General features: G+C 71.1%; 23 protein-coding genes. 12 read left to right on the forward strand and 11 right to left on the reverse strand.

What is annotated here, in order from left to right:
* The first annotated feature begins 1 nt into the window (after position 1).
* From murD to ACK4TH_RS03925, 10 genes are all read left to right on the forward strand, one after another.
* Positions 2–1,543, forward strand: a complete 1,542-nt coding sequence (gene murD / locus ACK4TH_RS03880) for a Mur ligase family protein (RefSeq protein ID WP_409622966.1) — start codon at positions 2–4, stop codon at positions 1,541–1,543.
* Complete coding sequence (gene ftsW, locus ACK4TH_RS03885; protein ID WP_409622969.1) at positions 1,540–2,832, forward strand: putative lipid II flippase FtsW; 1,293 nt, start codon at positions 1,540–1,542, stop codon at positions 2,830–2,832. Before murD ends, ftsW begins: the two co-directional genes overlap by 4 nt.
* The gene (gene murG / locus ACK4TH_RS03890) at positions 2,829–3,914 is read left to right on the forward strand and encodes an undecaprenyldiphospho-muramoylpentapeptide beta-N-acetylglucosaminyltransferase (RefSeq protein ID WP_409622972.1); all 1,086 of its coding nucleotides are present in this window, start codon (positions 2,829–2,831) and stop codon (positions 3,912–3,914) included. The genes ftsW and murG overlap by 4 nt, the downstream gene beginning before the upstream one ends.
* Complete coding sequence (gene murC, locus ACK4TH_RS03895) at positions 3,911–5,344, forward strand: UDP-N-acetylmuramate--L-alanine ligase (RefSeq protein WP_409622975.1); 1,434 nt, start codon at positions 3,911–3,913, stop codon at positions 5,342–5,344. The genes murG and murC overlap by 4 nt, the downstream gene beginning before the upstream one ends.
* Entirely contained in the window at positions 5,341–6,345 is a 1,005-nt protein-coding gene (locus ACK4TH_RS03900; protein ID WP_409622977.1) for a D-alanine--D-alanine ligase, read from the forward strand. The genes murC and ACK4TH_RS03900 overlap by 4 nt, the downstream gene beginning before the upstream one ends.
* 1 nt (position 6,346) lies before the next feature.
* Positions 6,347–7,192: a cell division protein FtsQ/DivIB gene (locus tag ACK4TH_RS03905; RefSeq protein ID WP_409622981.1), complete on the forward strand. Its 846-nt coding sequence runs from the start codon at positions 6,347–6,349 to the stop codon at positions 7,190–7,192.
* Between the two features lie 7 nt (positions 7,193–7,199).
* Positions 7,200–8,429: a cell division protein FtsA gene (gene ftsA / locus ACK4TH_RS03910; RefSeq protein WP_409622984.1), complete on the forward strand. Its 1,230-nt coding sequence runs from the start codon at positions 7,200–7,202 to the stop codon at positions 8,427–8,429.
* A gap of 29 nt (positions 8,430–8,458) precedes the next feature.
* Positions 8,459–9,709 carry a cell division protein FtsZ gene (gene ftsZ, locus ACK4TH_RS03915; RefSeq protein WP_409622987.1) on the forward strand — a complete coding sequence of 417 codons (1,251 nt, stop codon included), beginning with the start codon at positions 8,459–8,461 and terminating at the stop codon, positions 9,707–9,709.
* A gap of 134 nt (positions 9,710–9,843) precedes the next feature.
* Positions 9,844–10,767 (forward strand): UDP-3-O-acyl-N-acetylglucosamine deacetylase, encoded by a 924-nt coding sequence (gene lpxC, locus ACK4TH_RS03920; protein ID WP_068610939.1) that lies wholly within the window; start codon positions 9,844–9,846, stop codon positions 10,765–10,767.
* A gap of 21 nt (positions 10,768–10,788) precedes the next feature.
* The gene (locus tag ACK4TH_RS03925; RefSeq protein ID WP_197484492.1) at positions 10,789–10,965 is read left to right on the forward strand and encodes a hypothetical protein; all 177 of its coding nucleotides are present in this window, start codon (positions 10,789–10,791) and stop codon (positions 10,963–10,965) included.
* A gap of 14 nt (positions 10,966–10,979) precedes the next feature.
* Here the strand turns inward: ACK4TH_RS03925 and ruvC are convergent, their stop codons facing one another.
* The 11 genes from ruvC to ACK4TH_RS03980 all read right to left on the reverse strand — a co-directional run bounded on the left by ruvC (position 10,980) and on the right by ACK4TH_RS03980 (position 21,128).
* Positions 10,980–11,528: a crossover junction endodeoxyribonuclease RuvC gene (ruvC, locus tag ACK4TH_RS03930; RefSeq protein WP_409622991.1), complete on the reverse strand. Its 549-nt coding sequence runs from the start codon at positions 11,526–11,528 to the stop codon at positions 10,980–10,982.
* Positions 11,529–11,570: 42 nt separating this feature from the next.
* Positions 11,571–12,299, reverse strand: coding sequence for a monofunctional biosynthetic peptidoglycan transglycosylase (gene mtgA / locus ACK4TH_RS03935; RefSeq protein ID WP_409623264.1), 729 nt, complete (start codon positions 12,297–12,299; stop codon positions 11,571–11,573).
* A 94-nt stretch (positions 12,300–12,393) separates the two neighbouring features.
* Positions 12,394–13,269, reverse strand: coding sequence for an energy transducer TonB (locus ACK4TH_RS03940; protein ID WP_409622994.1), 876 nt, complete (start codon positions 13,267–13,269; stop codon positions 12,394–12,396).
* 23 nt (positions 13,270–13,292) lie between these two features.
* Entirely contained in the window at positions 13,293–15,356 is a 2,064-nt protein-coding gene (locus tag ACK4TH_RS03945; protein ID WP_409622997.1) for a ribonuclease catalytic domain-containing protein, read from the reverse strand.
* A gap of 128 nt (positions 15,357–15,484) precedes the next feature.
* The gene (locus ACK4TH_RS03950; protein ID WP_409623000.1) at positions 15,485–16,180 is read right to left on the reverse strand and encodes a 7-cyano-7-deazaguanine/7-aminomethyl-7-deazaguanine transporter; all 696 of its coding nucleotides are present in this window, start codon (positions 16,178–16,180) and stop codon (positions 15,485–15,487) included.
* Positions 16,181–16,300: 120 nt separating this feature from the next.
* Positions 16,301–17,611 carry an FAD/NAD(P)-binding oxidoreductase gene (locus tag ACK4TH_RS03955; RefSeq protein ID WP_409623003.1) on the reverse strand — a complete coding sequence of 437 codons (1,311 nt, stop codon included), beginning with the start codon at positions 17,609–17,611 and terminating at the stop codon, positions 16,301–16,303.
* Positions 17,612–17,743: 132 nt separating this feature from the next.
* Positions 17,744–18,361, reverse strand: coding sequence for a histidine phosphatase family protein (locus tag ACK4TH_RS03960; RefSeq protein WP_409623006.1), 618 nt, complete (start codon positions 18,359–18,361; stop codon positions 17,744–17,746).
* 82 nt (positions 18,362–18,443) lie between these two features.
* Positions 18,444–19,850, reverse strand: a complete 1,407-nt coding sequence (gene radA / locus ACK4TH_RS03965) for a DNA repair protein RadA (RefSeq protein WP_409623009.1) — start codon at positions 19,848–19,850, stop codon at positions 18,444–18,446.
* Complete coding sequence (locus ACK4TH_RS03970; protein WP_409623012.1) at positions 19,851–20,195, reverse strand: type II toxin-antitoxin system RelE/ParE family toxin; 345 nt, start codon at positions 20,193–20,195, stop codon at positions 19,851–19,853.
* On the reverse strand, positions 20,192–20,428 hold the full coding sequence (locus tag ACK4TH_RS03975; RefSeq protein WP_409623015.1) for a type II toxin-antitoxin system ParD family antitoxin: 237 nt from the start codon (positions 20,426–20,428) through the stop codon (positions 20,192–20,194). Before ACK4TH_RS03975 ends, ACK4TH_RS03970 begins: the two co-directional genes overlap by 4 nt.
* A gap of 19 nt (positions 20,429–20,447) precedes the next feature.
* Positions 20,448–21,128, reverse strand: coding sequence for a YqiA/YcfP family alpha/beta fold hydrolase (locus tag ACK4TH_RS03980; RefSeq protein ID WP_409623018.1), 681 nt, complete (start codon positions 21,126–21,128; stop codon positions 20,448–20,450).
* Between the two features lie 24 nt (positions 21,129–21,152).
* Here ACK4TH_RS03980 and rodA point away from each other — a divergent pair, with 24 nt between their 5' ends.
* Complete coding sequence (gene rodA, locus ACK4TH_RS03985; protein WP_409623021.1) at positions 21,153–22,310, forward strand: rod shape-determining protein RodA; 1,158 nt, start codon at positions 21,153–21,155, stop codon at positions 22,308–22,310.
* A 41-nt stretch (positions 22,311–22,351) separates the two neighbouring features.
* Positions 22,352–23,824 carry a metalloprotease TldD gene (gene tldD / locus ACK4TH_RS03990; protein WP_409623024.1) on the forward strand — a complete coding sequence of 491 codons (1,473 nt, stop codon included), beginning with the start codon at positions 22,352–22,354 and terminating at the stop codon, positions 23,822–23,824.
* The last annotated feature ends 260 nt before the right edge of the window (positions 23,825–24,084 follow it).

Consider the following 24,084-nt stretch of genomic DNA (forward strand, 5'->3'; position numbering starts at 1 on the left):
CATGCCTTGGACCCACGATTGGCTGCCCGGTGTGCGCGAGCGCGACGTGCTCGTGCTGGGGCTGGGCGCCACCGGACTGGCGGTGGTGCGCTGGCTGCACGCCGCCGGTGCCCGGGTGAGCGTGGCGGACACGCGCCCGGCACCGCCCCAGGCCGCGGCCCTGGCCGAGGTGGCGCCGGGCAGCCGGCTGTGGACGGGGGTGGCGTTCGACGCCGACCTGTTCGCCCGCGCGCCGTGGGCGATGGTGGTGCGCAGCCCCGGCATCGCCCCTGCGCAAATGGCGGCCTTGGCCGCGGCCGCCACCGCCGTGGGCGTGCCGGTGCTGGGCGAGTTGGGCCTGTTTGCCGGGGCGCTGCGGGCGCTGGCCGAGACGCACGCTTACCGGCCGGCCGTGCTGGCCGTGACCGGCACCAACGGCAAGACGACCACCACCGCCCTGACCGGGCACCTGTTGCGTGCCGCAGGCTGGGATGTCGCGGTGGCCGGCAACATCGGCCCATCCCTGCTCGACACGCTGACCGAGCGGCTGGCCGCGCAGGCGCTGCCGCGTGCCTGGGTGCTGGAGCTGTCGAGCTTTCAGCTCGATGGTGTGGAGGGCTTCGAGCCCACCGCGGCGACCGTGCTCAACGTGACGCAGGACCACCTCGACTGGCACGGCACGATGGCGGCGTATGCGGCCGCCAAGGCCCGGATCTTTGGTGCGCAGGGGCTGATGGTGCTCAACCGCGACGACCCCATTGTGGCCGCGTGGCAGCCGTCCGAGCCACCCGCCGGGGGGCCGCGCGGACGCCCCGCGCCGGGGCGCGCCTGGACCAGCTTCGGCTCCGGCGTGCCCATGCGCCCGGGCGAATGGGGGCTGGAGACGGTCAACGGCATCACCTGGCTGGTGCGGGCCCTGCCGGACGACGAAGCCGGAACGCGCCGTCCGCGCGCCGCCGATGCCGAACTGCACGTCCAGCGCCTGATGCCGGCCGAGGCGCTGCGTATCCAGGGGCGCCACAACGCCACCAATGCGCTGGCCGCCCTGGCGCTGGCGACTGCGGCGGGCGCGCCGCTCGCGCCGCTGCTGCATGCGTTGCGCGACTACCGCGGCGAGCCGCACCGCGTGGAGTCGGTGGCCATCGTCGGCGACGTGGAATACATCGACGACAGCAAGGGCACCAATGTGGGCGCGACGCTGGCGGCCATCGAGGGCCTGGGAGCACAGCGCCGCCTGCTGGTGATTCTGGGGGGCGATGGCAAGGGGCAGGACTTCCGCCCGCTGGCGGCGGCCGTCGCTCGCCACGCCCGCGCGGTCGCGCTGATCGGCCGCGATGCCGCGGCGATCGAAGCCGCGCTGGCCGACACCGGCGTGGCGCGGGCGCGCTTCGACGATCTGCCGGCGGCGGTGCGCTGGTGCGCCGCGCAGGCACAGGCCGGGGACGCGGTGCTGCTGTCGCCCGCCTGCGCCAGCCTGGACATGTTCCGCGACTATGCGCACCGCGCCCAGGTGTTCGTCGAGACCGTGCGCGCGCTGCAGCACGAGGAGGGTACGCCCGCATGAACGCACGCGAGCGCTGGCACCGTTGGCTGGCCGCCGTGGCCGCGCTGCTGCCCCAAGGCCGCTCGGGTCCGCGGGCGGCAGGCGCCGCGGGTGGCGAGATCCCGGTTCGGCTGATGCGCCGGGACTGGACCCGGTCGCCCGCACCGGCGGCCAGTGCCAGCGGCATCGACCAGCCGCTGCTGTGGGTGGTGGTGGCGCTGCTGTCGTGGGGTCTGGTGATGGTGTACTCGGCCTCGGTCGCGTTGCCGGACAACCCCCGGTTTGCCAGCTACAGCCCTTACCACTTCGTGCTGCGGCATGCGCTGGCGATCGGCATCGGCGCGGTGGCCGGTGTGATCGCGTTCCAGGTCCCGACGAGCCGCTGGCAGACGCTCGCCAACCCGCTCTTTTTGCTGGCGATTGCGTTGCTCATCATCGTGCTCGTGCCCTTCATTGGCAAGGGGGTCAACGGGGCGCGGCGCTGGATTCCACTCGGGGTGATGAATTTTCAGCCGTCCGAGCTGGCCAAGTTTGCCGTGCTGCTCTATGCCGCCGGCTACATGGTGCGGCGCATGGAGGTCAAAGAGCGCTTCTTCCGCGCCGTCTGGCCCATGGCCATGGCGGTCGGATTGGTGGGGGTGTTGCTGCTGGCCGAGCCGGACATGGGCGCCTTCATGGTGATCGCCGTCATCGCCATGGGCATTCTGTTCCTGGGGGGGGTCAACGCGCGCATGTTCTTCCTGATCGCGCTGGTGGTGGTGGCGGCGTTTGCGATGGTGGTGCTGACCAACGAGTGGCGGCGTGAGCGCATCTTCGCCTACCTAGACCCGTGGAGCGAGCAGCACGCGCTGGGCAAGGGCTACCAGCTCACGCACGCGCTGATCGCGCTGGGCCGTGGCGAATGGTTGGGCGTCGGGCTGGGCGCCAGCGTCGAGAAGCTGCACTGGCTGCCGGAGGCGCACACCGACTTTTTGCTCGCCGTCATCGGCGAGGAGTTCGGCTTCGTGGGCGTGCTGTCGCTCATCGTCCTGTTCATGTGGCTGACGCGCCGCATGATGCAGATCGGCCGTCAGGCCATTGCGCTGGACCAGGTGTTCGCCGGGCTGGCGGTGCAGGGCGTGGGGCTGTGGATCGGCTTTCAGGCTTTCATCAACATCGGTGTCAACCTGGGGGCCTTGCCGACCAAGGGGCTGACGCTGCCCTTCATGAGCTACGGTGGGTCGGCCATCCTGATGAACCTGGTAGCGGTCGCGTTCGTGCTGCGCGTGGACTGGGAGAACAAGGCCCTGATGCACGGAGGTCGCGCATGACGCAGCCCTGCGCACTCGTGATGGCCGGCGGCACCGGGGGGCACATCTTCCCCGGGCTGGCGGTGGCCGAGGCCCTGCGCGCCGAGGGCTGGCGGGTGCACTGGCTGGGTGCCCCTGGCGGTATGGAGGCCCGATTGGTGCCGCCGCGCGGCTTCGCGTTCGAGGCGGTGGCCTTTGGTGGCGTGCGCGGCAAAGGGCCGCTGACGCTGGCGCTGCTGCCGCTGCGCCTGTTGCGCGCGTTCTGGCAGGCGTGGCGTGTGGTGCGCCGCGTGCGGCCGGACGTGGTGGTGGGTCTGGGGGGCTACATCACCTTCCCCGGTGGGCTGATGGGGGTGTTGGCGGGCCGGCCGCTCGTGCTGCACGAGCAGAATTCGGTGGCGGGTCTGGCCAACCGCGTGCTCGCCCAGGTGGCGGACCGGGTGTTTTGCGCCTTTCCGAAGGTGCTGCCCCAGGGCGAGTGGATCGGCAACCCTTTGCGCGCTGCGTTTGTGCAGCAGCCTGCGCCGGCACAGCGCTTCGCCGATCGCCACGGGCCGCTGCGCCTGCTGGTGGTGGGCGGCAGTCTGGGCGCGCAAGCCCTCAACGAGACGGTGCCGCAGGCGCTGGCCCGGTTGCCGGCCGAGCAACGGCCACGGGTGCGGCACCAAAGCGGCGAGCGCCACCTGGAGGCGCTGCGCGCCGCCTATGCGCAGGCCGGGGTCGAAGCCGAGTGCGTGGCCTTCATCGACGACACCGCCGCGGCTTTTGCCGAGGCGGATGTGATCATCGCCCGTGCCGGCGCCAGCACCGTCACCGAAATCGCCGCGGTCGGAGCGGCGGCGCTGTTCGTGCCGTTTCCGCACGCGGTGGACGACCACCAGACCACCAATGCGCGTTTTCTGGTCGACCAGGGCGCCGCCTGGCTGCGCCCGCAGACCGAGCTGACCCCCGAGTGGCTGGCCGACTGGCTGCGCAGCCTCACCCGTGCCGACCTGTGCCAGCGGGCCGAGCGCGCCCACGCCCAGCGCAAGACCGAGGCGGTCGATGCCATGGTGCGCGCCTGCACCGCGCTGGCCCGTCCGAGCCCTCGCACCCCATCATGAAACACGCGATTCGTCACATCCACTTCGTCGGCATCGGCGGCGCCGGCATGAGCGGCATCGCCGAGGTGTTGCTCACCCTGGGCTACACCGTCTCCGGCTCCGATCTGGCCGACAGCGCCGCCACCGAGCGCCTGCGCCAGCTCGGCGCGCGTGTGCTGCTCGGCCACGACGCGGCGCACATCGCTGGCGCCGACTGCGTCGTCGTCTCGACCGCGGTCAAGCCCGACAACCCCGAGGTGCAGGCGGCGCGCGCGCAGCATCTGCCGGTGGTGCCGCGCGCGGTGATGCTGGCCGAGCTGATGCGCTTCAAGAAGGGCATCGCCATCGCCGGCACGCACGGCAAGACCACCACCACGAGCCTCGTGGCCAGCGTCCTGGCCGCCGCGGGCCTGGATCCGACCTTCGTCATCGGCGGGCGGCTCAACAGCGCCGGCGCGCACGCGCGGCTGGGGCAGGGCGAGTACATCGTCGTCGAGGCGGACGAGTCCGACGCCTCCTTCCTGAACCTGCTGCCCGTGATGGCGGTCGTGACCAACATCGACGCCGACCACATGGACACCTATGGCCACGACTTTGGCCGGCTGCAGCAGGCCTTCGTGGACTTTTTGCACCGCATGCCGTTCTACGGCGCGGCCGTGGTCTGCATCGACGACCCGCATGTGCGCGCGCTGCTGCCGGCCATCCAGCGCCCGATCACCCCATACGGCCTGAGCGAGGACGCCCAGGTGCGCGCCTTGGACCTGCGTGCGGTCGGCGCGCAAATGCATTTTCGGGTGCAGCGACGCAACGGCGTGGCTCTGCCGGATCTGGAGGTCGTGCTCAACCTGCCGGGTGAGCACAATGTGCGCAACGCGCTGGCGGCGATTGCCGTGGCGGTCGAGCTGGGCGTCCCCGACACGGCCGTGCTGCAGGCGTTGGCGGAGTTCAAAGGCGTCGGTCGGCGCTTTCAACCCTATGGCGAGGTGCCGCTGCCCGCGGGCGGCACGGCCACCGTCATCGACGACTACGGCCACCACCCGGCCGAAATGGCGGCCACGATGGCCGCAGCGCGCGGGGCCTTTCCCGGGCGCCGGCTGGTGCTGGCCTTTCAGCCCCACCGCTACAGCCGTACGCGCGACTGTTTCGAGGACTTCGTGCGCGTGCTGGGCCAGGCCGATGCGGTGTTGCTGACCGACGTCTATGCCGCGGGCGAAGCGCCGATCGTCGCGGCCGACGGCCGCAGCCTCGCGCGGGCGCTGCGCGTCGCGGGGCGGGTGGAGCCCCTGTTCGTGGCCGACGTGGCCGATCTGCCGCGCGCCATCCTGGACAGCGCCCGCGACGGCGATGTCGTGCTGTGCATGGGGGCGGGCTCGATTGGTGCGGTGCCCGCCCGCGTGGTGGCGCTGGCGGCCGCGCCCGCGGTTCCGCCCATCGAGGAGGTGGGGGCATGACCGCAGTGCCGACTCTGTCTCCCGTCACGGTGGACCCGCGCGCGCTGGGCAAGGTGGCGGTGCTCATGGGCGGTCATTCGGCCGAGCGTGAGGTCTCGCTGATGTCCGGCAGCGGCGTGCTGGCCGCATTGCGCCGTGCGGGCGTCGATGCCCACCCCTTCGATCCTGCCGAGCGGTCGCTGTGGGCGCTGGCGAACGAAGGGTTTGCGCGCGCCTTCATTGCGCTGCACGGCCGTTTCGGCGAGGACGGCACCGTGCAGGGCGCGCTGGAGCTGATGGGCATTCCCTACACCGGTTCGGGGGTGCTGGCCTCCAGCGTGGCCATGGACAAGGTGATGACCAAGCGCATCTGGCGCGCCGAAGGGCTGCCCACCCCCGACTGGCGTCAGGTCGCCAGCGTCGAGGAGACGCGCGCTGCCTTCGACGCCTTGGGGGCCCCGATGATCGTCAAGCCGGCGCGTGAGGGTTCCACGATCGGGCTGACCAAGGTGACCGCGCGCGAGCAGTGCGCCGAGGCCTACCGGCTGGCAGCCCAGCACGACCCCGAGGTGCTGTGCGAGCAGTTCATCGCCGGAGACGAGGTGACCTGCCCGGTCCTGGGCAGCGGGGCTGCGGCGCAGGCGCTGCCGGTCATCCACATCGTCGCACCCGACGGCAATTACGACTACCAAAACAAATACTTCAGCGACGACACGCGCTACATCGTGCCCTGCGACCTGCCAGCGGGTGAGGAAGCCGCCATCCAGGGCCTGGTGCTGGCGGCGTACCGGACGCTGGGCTGCCGCGGCTGGGCGCGCGCCGATGTGATGATCGATGCCACGACGCGCCGGCCGTATCTGCTGGAGATCAACACATCGCCGGGCATGACCGGGCATTCGCTGGTGCCGATGTCGGCGCGCGCGGCGGGGCTGGATTACGACGCGCTGTGCCTGCGTCTGCTGACGGACGCCGCGCTGGACAACCCGCTGCCGGCCGCTGCCGGCCCAGGAGGGGCGCGCTGACATGGCCACCCGTGCCGCCCCGATGCCCCTGCCGCCCGACGTGCGCGTGATGAACGCCGTCGCCGCGGCGCTGTTCGCGCTCGCGGGCCTGGCCGTGGTCGTGGCGGGGGGGGTGTGGGCGGCGCGGCATCCGCTGTGGACGCTGCAGGGCATCGTGCTGCGTGGCGAGGTCGAGCACCAGAACGCGGTGACCGTGCGGGCGCTGGTCGTGCCGCACCTGCGCGGCACCTTCCTGACGTTGGATTTGGCGGCGGCGCGCGAGCGTTTCGAGGCCCTGCCCTGGGTGCGTGAGGCCGTCGTGGAGCGGCAGTTTCCCAACCGTTTGCGCGTGACCCTGCGCGAGCACGAGCCGCTGGCGTGGTGGGGCGAGCCGGCGGGCGGGCGTCTGGTCAGCGTGCGTGGCGAGGTGTTCGAGGCCGATCCCGACGATCCGGCGGCCGACCACTGGAGCACGCTGCATGGCCCCGCCGGCGAAGCCGAGGCGGTGGTGTCCATGTACCGCCGGCTGCAGCCCCTGGTCGAGCGTCTGGGCCGCGACATCGGTCGGTTGGAGCTGTCCGGCCGGGGCAGTTGGCGGCTGACGCTCGACAGCGGGGCCCCGATCGAGCTGGGCCGCGGCGACGCCGAGGCGCTGGCGCGCCTGCAGCGCTTCGTCACCACCCAGGCCGCGCTGCGGGCCCGCTACGGGCCGCGCGACATCGTCAGTGCCGATTTGCGCTACCCCAACGGTTACGCGCTGCAACTGCGCGGCGTGACCACCCAACCCGACGCGCCGGCAGCCAAGCGCACGACGGCCTCGGCCGCCGCCCGGAGTGCGTCGTCTCCATCTCGCAACCCCTCCCGCTGAACGCATCATGGCCAAGGAATACAAGGACATCGTGGTCGGACTCGACATCGGCACCGCCAAAATCATGGCGGTGGTCGCCGAGGTCATGCCCGGCGGCGACCTCAAGCTCGCCGGGCTGGGCGTGGCGCCCAGCAACGGCCTCAAGCGCGGCGTGGTCGTCAACATCGACGCGACGGTGGCCAGCATCCAGCAGGCGCTCAAGGAAGCGGAGCTGATGGCCGACTGCCGAATCGCCCGCGTCTACACCGGCATCACCGGCAGCCACATCCGTGGCATCAATTCGCAGGGTATGGTGGCGATCAAGGACCGCGAGGTCAGTCCCGCGGACGTGGCTCGGGTGATCGAGACGGCCAAGGCGATCAACATCTCCACCGACCAGCGCCTGCTGTTGGTGGAGCCGCAGGAGTTCATCATCGACGGCCAGGAGGTCAAGGAGCCGATCGGCATGAGCGGCGTGCGCCTGGAGGCCAAGGTGCACATCGTCACCGGCGCGCAGAGCGCGGCGGAGAACATCCTGAAGTGCGTGCGCCGCTGCGGGCTGGAGGTGGACCAGCTCATGCTCAACCCGCTGGCCGCGGCGCAGGCGGTGCTGACCGAAGACGAAAAAGAGCTGGGCGTGGCGCTGGTGGACATCGGTGCGGGTACGACCGATGTGGCCATCTTTGCCGGCGGGGCGATCCGCCACACGGCGGCCATCCCGATCGCCGGTGACCTGATCACCAACGACATCGCGATGGCGCTGCGCACGCCGACCAAGGACGCCGAGGACATCAAGGTGGACAGCGGCTGCGCCAAGCAGCTGCTGGCCGATCCGGACCAGCAGGTCGAGGTGCCCGGCATCGGCGACCGCGGCCCGCGCCTGCTCAGCCGTCAGGCGCTCGCGGGCGTCATCGAGCCGCGGGTGGAAGAGATCTTCGCGCTGGTGCAGCAGGTCATTCGCGAGTCCGGCTGTGAGGAGCTGCTGTCCAGCGGCATCGTGCTGACCGGCGGCAGCGCCGTCATGCCCGGCATGGTCGAGCTGGGCGAAGACATTTTTCTCAAGCCCGTGCGGCGCGGCGTGCCCAAGTACGCCGGTGCCTTGGGCGACATGGTCGCGCAGCCGCGCGCGGCCACGGTCATGGGTTTGCTCGAGGAGGCGCGCCTGGCGCGCCTGCGCGGGCAGAAGGTGGCGCAAAAAGCGGGCTCGGTCGGGGGCCTGCTGACCCGCGTCAAAGAGTGGTTCGTCGGCAATTTCTGAGATTTCTGAGGTTAAGCAAGGAGCGTTCCATGAGCATCGAAATGATCGAGGTCGAAGAGTTCAACCGGGGCACGCAGATCAAGGTGATCGGCGTCGGCGGCGGCGGCAGCAATGCCGTCGAGCACATGATCCAAAGCCGTGTGCAGGGCGTGGAGTTCATCTGTGCCAACACCGACGCGCAGGCGCTGGCGCGCTCGTCGGCGCATCGGCTGATTCAACTCGGCCGCACGGGGTTGGGCGCGGGCAGCAAGCCGGACAAGGGCCGCGAGGCGGCACTGATGGCCGAGGCCGATATTCGTGAGTGCATCGAAGGCGCGCACATGCTGTTCATCACCGCCGGCATGGGCGGCGGCACCGGCACCGGCGCGGCGCCGGTCATCGCCAAGATGGCCAAGGAGATGGGCATCCTGACCGTGGGTGTGGTCACCAAGCCCTTCGACTGGGAGGGCGGACGGCGCATGGCGAATGCCGAAGAGGGCCTCAGCGAACTCGAGCAAAGCGTCGATTCGCTGATCGTCGTGCTCAACGACAAGCTGCATGAGGAGTTGGGCGAGGACGTCACCCAAGACGAGGCCTTTGCCGCCGCCAACGACGTGCTCAAGAACGCCGTCGGCGGCATCGCCGAGATCATCAACGTCGAGGCGCTGGTCAACGTCGACTTCGAGGACGTGCGCACCGTGATGGGCGAGCCGGGCAAGGCCATGATGGGCACCGCCGTGGCCAGCGGGCCCGACCGCGCGCGCATCGCCGCCGAGCAGGCCGTGGCCTGCCCGTTGCTGGAGGGCGTGGACATGCGCGGCGCCAAGGGGGTGCTGGTGCTGATCAGCGCGGCCAAGGGCTCGCTGAAGCTGTCCGAGTCCAAGCTGGCGATGAACACCATCCGGGCCTTCGCCGCCCCCGACGCGCACGTCATCTACGGCACCGCCTACGACGAGTCGCTGGGCGATGCGCTGCGTGTGACCGTGGTGGCCACTGGCCTGAACCGCAACGGCCAGCGCCAGCCACTGACGGTGGTGCAGTCCCAGCCGCAGCAGGGTCTGCGCACGGGCACCGACAACATGCCCTTCATCCCGACGCTCAACCAGCCCGTGGGGGCCGCCGGTACGGCGTCCGGTGCCGCGGCCGGTGTCGGCGGGGCTGGCCTGCACCCCAATGTCCCGCGCGTGTGGCTCAACGGCCGCAACAATCCCGGCAGCGCCGCCTCGCGCGTGGAGGCGCTGGCCTCCAGCGGCATGGACGACTTCGAGATCCCGGCCTTCCTGCGCAAGCAGGCCGACTGACCCCCGCGCCTCTGCAACGCTCCTGCCGGCGGGCCGTCATGCCGACGCGGCCCGCCGGCCACCCCCCGCCGGGCGGCCGGGTTGTCGTCGCCTCGCCGTGCGCGGATCCGACCCCGCGCCTACAATCCCACCCCATGATTGCGCAACGTACCCTCAAGACCCTGACGCGTGCCGTGGGCGTGGGCCTGCACAGCGGCGAGCGGGTCGAGCTCACGCTGCGCCCGGCGGCGCCCGATACGGGCATCGTCTTTCGCCGCGTCGATCTCGCCGATCCGGTCGACATCCCCGTCAGTGCCGCAGCCGTGTCCGACACGCGGCTCGCCTCCACCCTGTCGCGCAACGGCGTTCGGGTGCACACCGTCGAGCATCTGATGAGCGCATGCGCGGGGCTGGGCATCGACAACCTGATCATCGACATCACTGCCGAGGAGGTGCCCATCCTCGATGGCTCGGCGGCGTCCTTCGTTTATCTGTTGCAAAGCGCCGGGATCGAGACCCAGCGCGCGCCGCGGCGGTTTTTGCGGGTCACGCGCCCGGTCGAGGTGCGCGAGGGCGAGGGCCGCACCCTCAAATGGGCCCGGCTGGAGCCCTACCACGGCTTCAAGCTGCGCTTCGAGATCGAGTTCGACCACCCCGCGGTCAGTGCCACCGGCCAATGCGTGGAATTCGATCTGGGCAGCGGCCAGTACGCGCGTGAGATCGCGCGCGCGCGCACCTTTGGCTTCACGCGTGATGTGGAGCACATGCGCTCGCAGGGGTTGGCGCTGGGCGGCGGGCTGGACAATGCCATCGTGCTCGACGACGTCAAGGTGCTCAATGCCGACGGCCTGCGCTACGACGACGAGTTTGCCAAGCACAAGATTCTGGACGCCATGGGCGACCTGTACCTGGTGGGGCGGCCGCTGCTGGCGGCCTACAGCGCCTACCGCTCGGGGCATGCGCTCAACAACCAGTTGTTGCGCGCACTGCTCGCCCAGCCAGATGCGTACGAGATCGTCACCTTCGAGGACGATGCGCGCGCCCCGCAGGGTTTTGCTCGGCTGGCCCTGGCCCGGTGATCGTTTGACGGGCAGCGCGTCGTGTTCCTGTTTCGCTTCCTGATGTTTGCGCTGCTCGGCGCGAGTGCGCTGTGCTTTGCGTTCTATCTGGGCACCGGGCGCAAGCACTTTCTGCGCTGGGGCATCGTGATCCTGAAGTGGACCGTGATCGCCGCGCTGGCCTTCTTCGGCGTGCTGATCCTCAGCCGCATCGGCTAGAGAGCCGCTGCGCCTCAATAGCTGCGCCCGTCCTTGTAGGCCGCATGCGTGCGTGCCCGCAGCGCAGCCACCTTGCCGATGGCCTGCGTGGTGCGCGCCACCTGCGCGTGGGTGATGCACAGGCCCAGGGCGTCGGCGGCGTCCTTGCCCGGCAGACCGGGCAGGTCGAGCAGGCGGCGCACCATCTCCTGGACCTGGCTTTTTTGCGCCTTACCGTAGCCGACCACGGCCTTTTTGAGCTGCAAGGCGGTGTACTCCGCCACGGGCAGGTCGTTGGCCACCAAGGCCGTCAGGCAGCAACCACGTGCCTGCCCTAGGATCAGGGTGGCCTGGGGATTGACATTGACGAACACGATTTCCAGCGCCGCCACCGTCGGCTGGTAGCGCTGCACCACCTCGCCGATGCCGTCGAACAGCACCTTCAGGCGCTGGGGCAGCAGCGCGCCGCCGTCGGGGCTGGTGCGGATGGTGCCACTGGCCACATAGCGCATGTGCGGGCCGTCCACGTCCACCACGCCAAAACCGGTGGCCGTCAGGCCGGGGTCGATGCCGAGGATGCGCATGACGCCGATCTTAACGGCGCGGCCGGGGCGGGCGTGGCCGGTTCATGGGATCTGCACCGCTTCCATGCGCGCCAGGATGGTTTGCGTGCGGCTGTTCAGGTAACCCGATTGCAGGCGCCGTTCGTAGAACTTGGGCGCGGGCAGCAGGACGGCCAGGCGGGCCGCCTCGGCCGGCGTCAGGCGCGCCGCGGGTTTGCGAAAGTACCGCTGCGCCGCTGCCTCGGCACCAAAGACGCCCTCGCCCCACTCGACCGCATTGAGATACAGCTCCAGAATGCGGCGCTTGTCCAGCAACGCCTCCAGCATCCACGCCAGCAGCAGCTCCTGTCCCTTGCGCCAGAGGGTGCGCTCACCCGAGAGCAGCAGGTTTTTCGCCAGTTGCTGGGTGATGGTGGACCCCCCCGCGAGCCGCGCCGGGCGGACATGCCCGTCGCCGCCGCGCGACGCCATTTGGGCCAGCCGCCGTTCGTTGCGTGCCCGCGCCGCCTCGATGGCCGCCCAGTCGACGCCGAAGTGCCCGACGAAGCCGGCATCTTCCGATGCCACGACGGCACGCCGCAGGTGGGGCGAGATGGCCTCGTACGGTACCCAGCGTTGGCGCCAATCCCCGAGGCCGTGGCCCTGGCTGGCCAGCCGCCACGCTTCGGAGCGCTGGAAGGCCGTGCTTTGCGGGTCCGCCACCGCCATCAGGGCAATGCGCGCCGCGAACACCCCTTGCAGCAGCACGGCGGCGGTCAACATCCAACCGGCGGTCCGCAGCGCGCCGCGCAGCCAGGGCACGGGGGCCGAGGCGCGGAGGGGCGCGGCGGGGCGGGAGGGGCGGTGGGCGGCAGGCATGGTGGGACGCGGCCGTGGGGCGAGGGGCTCAGCGGGTGCCGCTCATCTGGGTTTGCAGGCCAGCGTCGCGCGTGAAGCGAAAGCGCGACACCACCACGATCTGGTCGGCGCGCTGGCGCATGGCCTGGTTGAAGCGCGCGAACTGCAGGCTGCGCACGATCGCCTGTGCGCGGCTGTCCAGGTACGGAATGCCCGAGCCCTGCACCACCTCGGTGTCGAGCACGCGGCCGTCGTGGTTGACCGTGATGACCATGGTCAGCTCGCCGTAGAGTTTGCGCCCGCCCTGTTCGGGAAACTGCGCGGTGCCCCGGTCCTCGATGCGCCGGCGCAGCTCGTCGTAATACAGCGCGTAGACCTCCTCGCGCGTGGCGGGGCTGATGTAGCGCTTGCGCGGCCGGGCGTTTTCCTCGTTGATGCGCTTTTCGATCTCGGCCAGCGTCTTGACCAGCGCCTGCCGGCGCTGTTCACGGGCCTGGGCGTCGCTGGCATCGGCGGGCTGGGGGGCGCTCAGCCGGGCGATCTCTTGCCGCAGTTGGGCCAGCAGCCGGCTTTGCCGTTCCTTCATGGCTTCGATGCGCTGCTCCTCGTCGTCCAGGGCATCGCCGGCGCGCATCAGCATGGACGGCGGCAGCGGCGAGGTGGCTCGCCCCCGGTCGGCATCCCCACCGCCGGCCAGATTCGCCTGCGCGATGGCCTGGGGCCGCTCCGGCGCCTGTTCTCCCCGCGCGTTGACGAGGATGACCTCCAGCGGGGTGTCCTGCAACACGCGCTCCGGCCGCAGCGGCGGCACGAACCGCACCGTCAGCACCGCGGCATGCACCGCCAACGAAACCGCCAGGGCCCACGGCAGCGGGTCGGCGCGAAAGCGGGCGGACAGCGATGCGAGGGCACGAGTCAGGACCATCGGCGGCTCGCTCCCAGCGTGCGCTACGGGGCCGGAGCCGCCGGTGGGGCGCCGTCGTCGGCGTCGTCCACGGCCACGGCGATCGCCAGCGGCGCAGCCAGCGGTTCCTCGGCCTCGCCTTCCAGCGTGTCCTCGGATTCGGCGACGGCCTCGACGGTACCCAGCTTCTCGATCACCGTGCCGGTCACCTCCAGCGTCACCTCGTCGAGGGTGCCCAGCCGCACGCGCACGCGCTCGCCGCGCTGCAGTCCATCGGTGCCCAGCGCCGCCAGCACCAGCGGCAGCGTCTCGGCGCGCAGCAGGTTGTCCTTCAGGTAGGCGGCCTCCAGCTCGGTGATGCCCTGCTGGCGCAGGTGGCGCAGCGTCCAGTAGCGCTCCATCGTGCTCTGGAACTGGCCGTAGGCGGTGTACGCGGCGTCGAACGCACTGATGACGGCCAGCAGCGCCGTGTCCTTGGGTTTGAACGGGGCAGCCAGCGCGGCTGCGGTGCCATGGCGCGCGCAGGCCACGATCTGCCACTGGTTGACCAGGTCCGTGTAACGCCGCAGCGGCGAGGTGCTCCACGCGTAGCACGGCACGCCGATGCCGGCGTGCGGCAGCGCCTTGGTGCCCATGCGCACCTTGACGCCGGGGGCCAGGCTCGCCTGGCTGCGGTAGATGCCGGGCACGCCCAGGCTCGCCAACCACTGGCCCCAGTGGCTATTGGCCAGGATCATCGCCTCGGCCACCATCAGGTCCAGCGGTGCGCCGCGCGCGCGCGTGCCGATCACCACCGTCTCCTCGCCGGTCGGTTCCGGGCCCGTCACACCCTCCAGCTTGAAGGTGTAGTCCGGGCGGGTGAAGGTCTCGGGCCGGCCGCGCACCGCCTCGCGCCGCGCCTTGCACGCCCGCGCCAGCCGCCACAGAAAGGCGAGCTGCGGCTGCAGTGCCGCCACCTCGGGCGGCGCCTCGGGCGCGCGCGCCGGATCCTCCAGCCACGCCGCCGTCACCACCGTGTCGAGCCGGTCGTGGCGCAGGTTGTGCGCGATCGGCACCCGTTCCAGCCGCGTCGTGGCGCCGCGCACCTCCAGCGTGCCCTCGTCGATCGTCAGGTACAGCGACACCGCCGGTCGCGGCGCCCCCTCCCGCAGCGTGTAGGCCTGCACCACCGCATCGGGCAGCATGGTGATCTTGTGCCCTGGCATGTAGACGGTGGACAGGCGCTGGCGCGCCACGGCATCCAGCGCGCTGTCCGGTGCGATCGCCAGCGCCGGCGCGGCGATGTGGATGCCCAGCGTCACCGTGCCGCTGCCCAGTCCCTGCACGCTCAGCGCATCGTCGATCTCGGTCGTGCTGGAGTCGTCGATCGAGAACGCCGCCACCCCGTCGGCCAGCGGCAGATCCTCGGGCAGCGGCGGCGCCGGCAGATCCGGAAAACCGGTGCCGCGCGGGAAGTGCTCGAACAAAAAGCGCTGCCAGTGGAACTGGTAGGCGCTGGTGATGGCCCCGGCGCGCTGCAGCAGCGCCAGCGGTGCCAGGTGCGCCTCGCGCGCGGCATGCACCACGGCCTTGTACTCGGGCGCGTTCTTGTCCGGGCGAAACAGGATGCGGTAGAGCTGCGCGCGCACGGCGTCGGGGCAGCGGCCGGCCGCCAGCTCGGCGGTCCAGGCGTCGATCTGCGCCTGCACGGCCTTCTTGCGCTCGATGGCGGCCAGCGCCTGCTGCAGCACGTCGGCGGGCGCCTTGCGGAAGCGCCCGCCCTTGCCGGCGCGGCGGAAGTAGTGCGGCGCCTCGTGCAGCTTCAAGAGCGTGGCCGCCTGCTGCACGACGCTGGGCGGATCATCGAAGTACAGCGCCGCCAGTTCTGCGAAGCCGAACTCCTCGTCAGGCGCAAACTCCCACGCCAGGTCGAGGTCGATGTCGGCCGCCAGCGCCGCGGCCTGTGCCAGCAGCTCGGCCGGTGCCGGCTGCTCGAAGGTCAGCAGCACATGGGCGGCCTTGACCTTGACCCGGCGGCCCGAGTCCAGCTCGAGCTGGACCGACGCGTCGGTGCTGGACAGGATGCGGCCGGCGTGCAGCTTGCCGGCGTCGTCGAACAGGGCGAACAAGGTGGACGGTCTCGCGCGCGCGAAGGCGTAAAGGCCGCAGGCGCCGAGCGCCCGCGGCAGGTTGCAGGGTGGCGCCTAGTGTAACGACACGGCGCCCGGCCCAGTGGGCGCGGTGCCGGCCAGCAGGCTCAGATGGCCTGGGGGGTGAGTGGGGCGGTGGGCAGCCGGCGCAGCAGCGCGCGCAGCGCCGCCCCGTACAGCGGCAGCAGCGCCAGCAGGCTGAAGGCGAGCTTGGTGGCGTAGTCCACGGCGGCGATCTCGACCCAGTGCTCGGCCATGAAGGCGTCGGGGCTGCGCCAGAACGCCGCGGCGAAGAAGACAAAGGTGTCGATCAGGCTGCCGACGAGGGTCGAGGCGGCCGGCGCCACCCACCACGCGCGCAGCCGGCGCAGCCGGGCGAACACCGCGATGTCGGTCAGTTGGCCGACCACATAGGCGGCGAAGCTCGCCAGCGCGATGCGGAAGACGAAGTCGTTGAACGTGGCCAGCCCCGCCCAGCCGGCGAAGCGCCCGTCGACAAACAGCACCGACACGACGTAGGAGGCCGCCAGCCCTGGCAGCATCACCCGGGCGACGACGCGCCGTGCCACCTCCGGCCCGAGCAGCCGCACGGTCAAGTCGGTCAGCACGAACACGAGCGGGAAGGTGAACGCGCCCCACGTGGTGTGCACGCCGCCGATCTCGAACGGCCATTGCACCAACACGTTGCTGGCGATGATGACGAGCACATGCAGCAGCGCGAGCACCGCCAGCACACGCGGCAGATGTTCTGGGGGAAGGGGATGGGACGGGCGCGACGCTGGCGCCGTGGCGACGAAGGCCATGGACGATCCTTTTTGATGAGTGGGGTAAGGGAACCCACGCCGACCGCAGCGGCCGGCTTGGAGGTCGAAAGGCGCAAGTGTAGCGTGCTCCGCGCCGCGGCGCACGCCGCCGCGCTGTCGTCAACCCAGCATCGTGCGCCAGATGCCGCGCGCCCAGCTCCACGCCGCCGTGCCGGAGCGGGCGCTGGGCTGCGGATCGACGGTAAAGCGCAGCCTGGGCGCCTGGCCGGGGGCCATGGTCGTCACCACGTTGACGTTGATCGCCTCGTCGTGCGAGGTGGCGGCCCAGCAGATGCCCAGCGGCAGCTCGATCTCGCCCTTCGGGACGGGGGCGGCCTCGCCGCGCAGGCGGCGCGCGATTTCCTCGCCGACCGCGCGGCCCTGGCCGAACGCCACCTGCCCGCTCTTGGGCTGCGGACTGCCCTGGGCGTCGCCGATGACGAAGATGCGCGCGTCCGCCTTGGCCTGGAAGGTCGGCAGCTCCACGTCCGCCCAGCGCTGGCCCAGCCCCGCCTGCCGCACCAGCCCGTTGGCCCGCATCGGCAGCACCAGGTTGGCGTGGTCGAAGCGCAGCTCACCAGCGCTGGTCTGCAGCGTGCGCCGGCCGGCATCCACCGCCTGCAGCTCGACGCCGGGGCGGTAGTCGATCACGTCGGCGTAGGCCTTGAGCGCTCCCAGGATCGGCTGCGCGGTCGGCGCCGGCATCGGCGCCGCATTGGCATCCAGAAAGACGACCTTGCCGCGCACGCCGCGCTTCTTGACCTGCTCGGCGATCAGCATCGCGCGCTCGTACGGCGCCGGCGGGCAGCGGTACGGGGGTTTGGGCGCGCTCATCACGAAGGTGCCGCCCTGTGCCAGGAAGCGCTCCACCTGCGCGCGCACCGCCTGGTGCTCGAAGGCGCGAAAGCCCACTGGCAGCGCCTCGCGTGCCGCGGCAAAGCCGGGCAGGCTCTCCTCCATGTACTCGATGCCGGGGGAGAGAACCAGATAATCGTAGCGCAGCCGCTGGCCGCCGGCCAGCACCACCTCACGCCGGTCGCGCTCGATCGCCTGCACGCGGTCGCGCACGCGCTTGACGCCCGGCAGCGCATCGACGCGCTCGTAGCCGTGCAGCAGGTCTTCCAGCTTGCCGACCGTGGCGACGTAGTGTCCGCTCATCGGGCAGGACATGAAGCGGTCGTTCGGCTCCACCAGCACGATGTCGGCGGCCTTCTCGGCCGCCAGCGCGCGCACCGCGCCGAGCCCGCCCCAGCCGGCGCCGACCACCACCACCTGCGGCCGCGCCTGTCCGGTGACGCTGGCGCAGCCGGCCAGCCACGCCGCGGGGCCGACGGCCAGGCCCGCCTGCAGCACGCGCCGGCGCGGCCACGGGGTGGCGGCGCCGCTCGCTGCGGACACGGTGGGGGGCAGGGTGTGCGGGTTGGGTGCCATGGGTCTCCTCCTGATGCGATGGGTGACGAGTGGTCGGGCTTGACAAAACGCAAGCCCCAACCGGTACCGGCATCCTAGGGCGTCAAGACCACGGTTCAAGCAGGGATTTCCCGCAGGCGCGGTGGGCGCCGTTCACGGCAGCAGCCGCAGCACGCCCAGCACCTTGAGCTGGCCCTGCGCGTCGCTCTCGGTGACGACGGCCTCGTTGAAATCGATCTGCTCGCCGGTCAGGGCGTCGATGTTGGGCAGGTGCGTCACCAGCACCAGCGGATTGGGCCCGCGCAGGCGCCGGATCCATTCCTCGGCGGCGTCCATCGCCTCGTTGAGCGAGCCGCCGCGGCCGGAGAGGAACTCGCGCAGCCGGGCATCCAGCTCGGCCTTGCCGAATGCCAGCCGCGCCGTGTCGCGCGTGCGGCACATCGCCGAGGCCACGACATGCAACCGCTCGGGCGGCAGCCCGTGCGCGGCGAACGCCTTGCCGATCGCCTCGGCGTCGCGTCGCCCCTTGCCGGTCAGCATGTTCTCGCCGCGGCACTGACCGCTCGCGTCGAACGCCGAACCGTCGCGGCCGCTGGCGTCGGTGTGCCGCATCACGACGACCATGTTCGGCCGCGTGGCCAGCGCCTGCCACAGCGCCTCGGCGTCGCTGGCGCGCGCGGCGGGGGTGAGCAGCAGAGTCGTCATCACGGCGGCAGCCGCGCACGCCGACTGCAGCCACCGCTGACCAGGCCGAAATACGGGGGTTCTCATGGTCACCTCCAAGCAGGATGTCCCGAATCTTCGAAGTGTCCGATGGCCAGGACGGCGCTGTCAAATGCCGGCGTCGGGGCGGTCACCCCAACCCCCGCACCACCTCCAGCGCCTCCTCGACGCGTTCGACGCCGTGCAGCGCCAGGCCCTCGGTGGCGCGCAGGAACGCCGCGTCGGGCTTGCGCGGCAGGTTGGCCTTCGGCACCACCGCCACCGCCATGCCGAGCTTGGCGGCTTCCTTGAGCCGTTCTTGCCCGCGCTGCGCCGGCCGCACCTCGCCCGCCAAGCCCACCTCGCCAAAGGCGACGAAGCCGCGCGGCAGCGCGCGCCCGCGCAGGCTGCTGGTGACCGCCAGCAGTACCGCCAGGTCGGCGGCCGGCTCGGCGATGCGCACGCCGCCCACCGCGTTGACGAACACGTCCTGGTCGCCGGTGGCGATGCCGGCGTGGCGGTGCAGCACCGCCAGCAGCATCGCCAGGCGGTCGCGTTCCAGCCCCACGCTCAGCCGCCGCGGGGCGGGGCCGCCGGCGTCCACCAGCGCCTGCACCTCCACCAGCAGCGGGCGCGTGCCTTCCAGCGTCGCCAGCACGCAGCTGCCCGGCACCGGTTCGCGGTGCTGGCTCAGGAACAGGGCGCTGGGGTTGCCGACGCCTTTCAGGCCCCGCTCCGTCATCGCGAACACGCCCAGCTCGCTGACGGCGCCGAAGCGGTTCTTGATCGCGCGCACGAGGCGAAAGCTGCTGTGCGCGTCGCCCTCGAAGTACAGCACCGTATCCACCATGTGCTCCAGCACGCGCGGGCCCGCCAGCGCCCCGTCCTTGGTGACGTGGCCGACCAGCACGAGCGTCGCCCCGCTGTCCTTGGCGGCGCGCGTCAGCAGCGCGGCGCACTCGCGCACCTGCGCCACCGAGCCGGGGGCGGAGGTCAGCTGCTCGGTGTAGACGGTCTGGATCGAGTCGATCACCGCCACGGCGGGACGCTGCTGCTGCAGCGTGGCCAGGATCGCCTCCAGCCGGATCTCGGCCAGCACCGGCACCTGGCTGTCGCCCAAGCCCAGCCGGCGCGCGCGCAGCGCCACCTGCGCGCCGCTTTCCTCGCCGGTGACGTAGAGCGTCGGCAGCCCGGCGCGCTGCAGCGCATCCAGCGCCTGCAGCAGCAGCGTGGACTTGCCGATGCCCGGGTCGCCGCCGATCAGCACCACCGCCCCCGGCACCACGCCGCCGCCCAGCACGCGGTCCAGTTCCGCCAAGCCCGTCGGCGTGCGGGCGACGTCGGCGGCCTCGATGTCGGCCAGCCGCGCGAGCGTCCCTTCCGCCGCCAGCCCCTGCCGAAGGGCGCTCAAGCGTCCGCGCGCATTCGCCGCCGGCTCCGGCGCCGGGACGGTCTCTTCCAGTGTGTTCCACGCCCCGCAGTGCGGGCAGCGCCCGTGCCAGCGCGGGGTGCTGCCGCCGCAGGCGCGGCAGAGGTAGAGCGAGCGGTCCTTGGCCATTCAGTCGGTGTCGGGCAGGTTGGGTTCGTCGTCCAGCAGGCCCTGGGGCAGGTCGCGCCGCTGGTGCAGCACCCGCCAGACGTCCAGATGCCCGGGTCGTTCGACGAAGAAGATCAGGTACGGAAAGCGCGTCAGCGGCCACGGGCGCAGGCCTGGCAGTCCCAGTTCGTGACCCCAGCGCGGGGAGGCACTGCCGGGGTGCGCCGACAGGTGTTCCAGCGCCTGTTGCAGCGCGTCGACGAAGCGGCCAGCTAGCGCCGGCCCGCCCTCCGCGAGCCAGTGCGCCAGCGCCTCGTCGATGTCCTGCTCGGCGCGCTGGCGCAGGACGGCGGGCTTGCGGCTCACGCGTCGGCGGCCGGCGTGGCCGTGGCACGCGCGCGCAGCCGGGCGAAGTAGTCCGCATCGGCGCGCGCGCCAGGGGGCGAGGCGGCGCCTTCCAGCAGCCGCTCGCGCCACCGCTGGCGCTCGAGGTCGGCGCGGATCAGCGCGCGCACGTATTCGCTGGCGGAGCCGTAGCCGCGCGTGCGCACCTGCTGCTTGACGAAATCGCGCAGGCTGCCCGGCAGGGAGACGTTCATCGTGCCCATGGCCGCAAGGCTAGCCGGCTTGGCAAACTTTGGCAAGATCGCCGCACGCCAGCCCCAGATGCGCCAGCAGCACCGCCAAGTGGGCGTCGAAGTCGCTCAGCGCGTGGTCGCTGCTGGGCACGATGTGGTGGCGGCTGCCGGGGTAGCGCGCCACCATTTCGCGCCAGTCGAGCACCTCGTCGCCGGTGGCGGCGATCAGCAGCACGCGCTCGGGCTGCGGCAGCGCGCCGGTGGCAAGCTCGCGCAGCTCATCCACGTACTCGGGGCGGAAGAAGAGGCGCTCGGCCGGGTCGTGCCACGCCGGGTGCTCGCCGATGTGGCGTGCCAGATCCCGCGCCGGATCGACGGCGGGGTTGATGAGCACGGCACGAAAGCCGCGCTGCGCCGCCAGCCGCGTGGCGTAGAAGCCGCCGAGCGAGGAGCCGACCACCGCGGCGGTCGCCTCCGGCCAGCCGGCGACGGTGGACTCGATCAAGGCCCAGGCCGCGGCGGGGCTGGCCGGCAGCGGCGGGCAGGCCCAGCGCACCTGCGGGTGGCGCGCAGCCAGGTGCGCCGCCAGCCGCTGCGCCTTGAACGAGCGCGGGCTGGAGCGAAAGCCGTGCAGGTACAGCACATGCGTTGCGGGCGGCGTCGCGGGCCAGACCGGGGGCGAGGTGGGGGGCGAGGCGGGGGGCGAGGCGGAGTCATCCATGGGGCGCAGGATAATCCAGCCTCCATGGCCGTCGTCATCGAAAAACCCCCCGTGCTCAGCCGCATCGCCCCATGGGTGCGCGGCTTCGACGGGCAGTTTCTGCTCGCGGTGGCGTTGCTGGCCGCGATCGGGCAGGTGGTCATGTACTCCGTGGCGTATGACATCCCGGGGCGCTACGTGGACCATCTGCGCAACCTGTCGATCGCCGCGGGCGTCATGCTGGTGGTGTCGCAGGTTCCGCCCCAGCGGCTGCAGGCGCTGGCCGTGCCAGCCTATGTGGTGGGAGTCGTGCTGTTGATCGCCGTCGAGCTGTTCGGCTTGACGCGCAAAGGCGCGCAGCGTTGGCTCGATCTGGGCGTCATCGCCATCCAGCCCAGCGAGCTGATGAAGATCGCCATGCCGCTGATGCTGGCGTGGTGGTTTCAGCGCCGCGAGGGGCGGCTGGGCAAACGGGACTTTCTGGCGGCGGGGGCCCTGTTGGCCGTGCCTGTGGGGCTGATCCTGAAACAGCCCGATCTGGGGACCGCCCTGTTGGTGCTGGCCTCGGGCCTGTTCGTGATCTTTTTTGCCGGCTTGAGCTGGAAGCTGATCGTGCCGCCTCTGGTGCTGGGGGCGGTGGGCGTGGTCACGCTGATCGTGATGGAGCCGCAGTGGTGCGCGCCGGGCGTGGACTGGGTGGTGCTACACGAGTACCAGCGTCAGCGCGTGTGCACCTTGCTCGACCCCACCAAGGATCCGCTAGGCAAGGGTTTTCATATTCTGCAGGGGATGATCGCCATCGGCTCGGGAGGGCTGTGGGGCAAGGGCTTCATGGAGGGCACCCAGACGCACCTGGACTTCGTGCCCGAGCGCAGCACGGACTTCATCTTCGCCGCGTTTTCCGAAGAGTTCGGCTTTCTGGGCGTGCTGGGTTTGCTGTCGGCCTACACCTATTTCGTGGCGCGTGGTCTGATGCTGGCCGCCGAGGCCTCCACTTTGTTCGGCCGCTTGCTGGCCGGGGCGCTGATCCTGGTGCAGTTCGTGTATGCCTTCGTCAACATGGGCATGGTCAGCGGCATCCTGCCGGTGGTGGGGGTGCCGCTGCCGTTCCTGAGCTACGGCGGCACGGCGATGGTGTCGCTCGGCGCCAGCCTGGGCATGATTCTGTCGGTCGGGCGTTATAAGCGACTGGTGCCGGCCTAAGCCGTCGTTGCGGGTTTGGCCGGGCTGCCTACAATCCGCGCATGATCGCCGTCGAACCCACCCTGCAGCGCTTGGCCACGGCGCGTGCCCTGCTGCTCGAGCCCTACGGCCTGGACGAAGGCCACCTGCGCCGCGCGTTGTCGGCCATCCTGGCCCCCGGCGTTGACGACGCCGACCTGTACTTCCAGTACACCCGCAGCGAGGGCTGGAGCCTGGAAGAGGGCATCGTCAAGACCGGCAGCTTCAGCATCGACCAGGGTGTGGGCGTGCGCGCGGTCAGCGGCGACAAAACGGCGTTCGCCTATTCCGACGATTTGTCCTGGGCCGCGTTGCACGAGGCGGCGCAGAGTGTGCGCGCCATCGGCCGCCAGGGGGGCGATCAGACTGCCCACGTCGGCCGCCGACGCCCGCGCGCAGCGGTGGCGCCCTCGCGCCAGTTGTACGCTGCGCACGACCCCATCGGCACGCTGGACAGCGCCGCCAAGGTGGCACTGCTGGAGCGCGTCGAGCGCATGGCGCGCGCGCGCGACCCGCGCATCGTCCAGGTGATGGCCGGGCTGGCGGCCGAATACGACGTGGTGCTGGTGGCGCGCGCCGATGGCGTGCTGGCCGCCGACGTGCGTCCGCTGGTGCGGCTGTCGTTGACGGTGATCGCGCAGCAGGGCGACCGGCGCGAGGTCGGCTCCTCCGGCGGGGGCGGGCGGTTTGGGCTGGACCACTTCGACGATGGCGTGCTGACGCGCTATGTCGACGAGGCCGTGCAGGCTGCGCTGACCAATCTGGAGTCGCGCCCCGCCCCGGCGGGCGAAATGACGGTCGTGCTGGGCCCCGGCTGGCCTGGCGTGCTGCTGCACGAGGCCGTGGGCCACGGGTTGGAAGGCGACTTCAACCGCAAGGGCTCCAGCGCTTTTGCCGGCCGCATCGGCGAGCGTGTGGCTGCCAAGGGGGTGACGGTGCTGGACGACGGCACGATCGAGGGCCGGCGCGGATCGCTCAATGTGGATGACGAGGGTTGTGCCAGCCAGCGCAATGTGCTGATCGAAGACGGTATCCTGCGTGGGTACATCCAGGACCGGCTCAATGCCCGGCTGATGGGGGTGACACCGACCGGCAACGGCCGGCGCGAGAGCTACGCACACCTGCCGATGCCGCGCATGACCAACACTTACATGCTGGCCGGTGAGCGCGATCCGCAGGAGATCCTGGCGAGCGTGCGCCGCGGCTTGTACGCCACCAACTTCGGCGGCGGTCAGGTGGACATCACCAGTGGCAAGTTCGTGTTTTCGGCCAGCAGCGCATGGTGGGTGGAAAACGGCCGGCCGGTCTATCCGGTCAAGGGCGCGACGATCATCGGCAGCGGTCCGGAGGCGCTCAAGCGCGTGGTGATGATCGGCAATGACCTGGCGCTGGACAGCGGGGTGGGCACCTGCGGCAAGGAAGGCCAGAGCGTGCCGGTGGGTGTGGGCCAACCGACGCTGCGGTTGGACGGCCTGACGGTGGGGGGCACGGCCTGAGCGGCCTGCGCGTTGCATGCGCACGACGTCGCTGCGGCCCTTCCGATGCGTCCTTGGCGATTGTCAGCCTGCTGTCATGCAAGCTGTGCTACATTGAGAGCCATGCAAGTGCGCGGCTTTTACTTTGGTTACTTTTGGTTCTCATGCGTCACCGACGGCAGAGAGGTCTGAAAGCGCCCAGCAAAAGCCCCTGAACTCAAAACCGTCGGTCTCCACCGGCGGTTTTTTTTCGCCCGTTCACCCCCGTTTCCCCCCATCGA

Source organism: Tepidimonas sp. (genome assembly GCF_046292505.1).
In the GTDB taxonomy this organism is placed as follows: domain Bacteria; phylum Pseudomonadota; class Gammaproteobacteria; order Burkholderiales; family Burkholderiaceae_C; genus Tepidimonas.

Excerpts from the sequence above, each read along its gene's own strand:
- murD (WP_409622966.1), top strand. The coding sequence starts at position 2 with ATGCCTTGGACCCACGATTGGCTGCCCGGTGTGCGCGAGCGCGACGTG.
- ftsW (WP_409622969.1), top strand. The coding sequence starts at position 1,540 with ATGAACGCACGCGAGCGCTGGCACCGTTGGCTGGCCGCCGTGGCCGCG.
- murG (WP_409622972.1), top strand. The coding sequence starts at position 2,829 with ATGACGCAGCCCTGCGCACTCGTGATGGCCGGCGGCACCGGGGGGCAC.
- murC (WP_409622975.1), top strand. The coding sequence starts at position 3,911 with ATGAAACACGCGATTCGTCACATCCACTTCGTCGGCATCGGCGGCGCC.
- ACK4TH_RS03900 (WP_409622977.1), top strand. The coding sequence starts at position 5,341 with ATGACCGCAGTGCCGACTCTGTCTCCCGTCACGGTGGACCCGCGCGCG.
- ACK4TH_RS03905 (WP_409622981.1), top strand. The coding sequence starts at position 6,347 with ATGGCCACCCGTGCCGCCCCGATGCCCCTGCCGCCCGACGTGCGCGTG.
- ftsA (WP_409622984.1), top strand. The coding sequence starts at position 7,200 with ATGGCCAAGGAATACAAGGACATCGTGGTCGGACTCGACATCGGCACC.
- ftsZ (WP_409622987.1), top strand. The coding sequence starts at position 8,459 with ATGAGCATCGAAATGATCGAGGTCGAAGAGTTCAACCGGGGCACGCAG.
- lpxC (WP_068610939.1), top strand. The coding sequence starts at position 9,844 with ATGATTGCGCAACGTACCCTCAAGACCCTGACGCGTGCCGTGGGCGTG.
- ruvC (WP_409622991.1), bottom strand. The coding sequence starts at position 11,528 with ATGCGCATCCTCGGCATCGACCCCGGCCTGACGGCCACCGGTTTTGGC.
- ACK4TH_RS03940 (WP_409622994.1), bottom strand. The coding sequence starts at position 13,269 with ATGGTCCTGACTCGTGCCCTCGCATCGCTGTCCGCCCGCTTTCGCGCC.
- ACK4TH_RS03950 (WP_409623000.1), bottom strand. The coding sequence starts at position 16,180 with ATGGCCTTCGTCGCCACGGCGCCAGCGTCGCGCCCGTCCCATCCCCTT.
- ACK4TH_RS03955 (WP_409623003.1), bottom strand. The coding sequence starts at position 17,611 with ATGGCACCCAACCCGCACACCCTGCCCCCCACCGTGTCCGCAGCGAGC.
- ACK4TH_RS03960 (WP_409623006.1), bottom strand. The coding sequence starts at position 18,361 with ATGAGAACCCCCGTATTTCGGCCTGGTCAGCGGTGGCTGCAGTCGGCG.
- radA (WP_409623009.1), bottom strand. The coding sequence starts at position 19,850 with ATGGCCAAGGACCGCTCGCTCTACCTCTGCCGCGCCTGCGGCGGCAGC.
- ACK4TH_RS03975 (WP_409623015.1), bottom strand. The coding sequence starts at position 20,428 with ATGAACGTCTCCCTGCCGGGCAGCCTGCGCGATTTCGTCAAGCAGCAG.
- ACK4TH_RS03980 (WP_409623018.1), bottom strand. The coding sequence starts at position 21,128 with ATGGATGACTCCGCCTCGCCCCCCGCCTCGCCCCCCACCTCGCCCCCG.
- rodA (WP_409623021.1), top strand. The coding sequence starts at position 21,153 with ATGGCCGTCGTCATCGAAAAACCCCCCGTGCTCAGCCGCATCGCCCCA.
- tldD (WP_409623024.1), top strand. The coding sequence starts at position 22,352 with ATGATCGCCGTCGAACCCACCCTGCAGCGCTTGGCCACGGCGCGTGCC.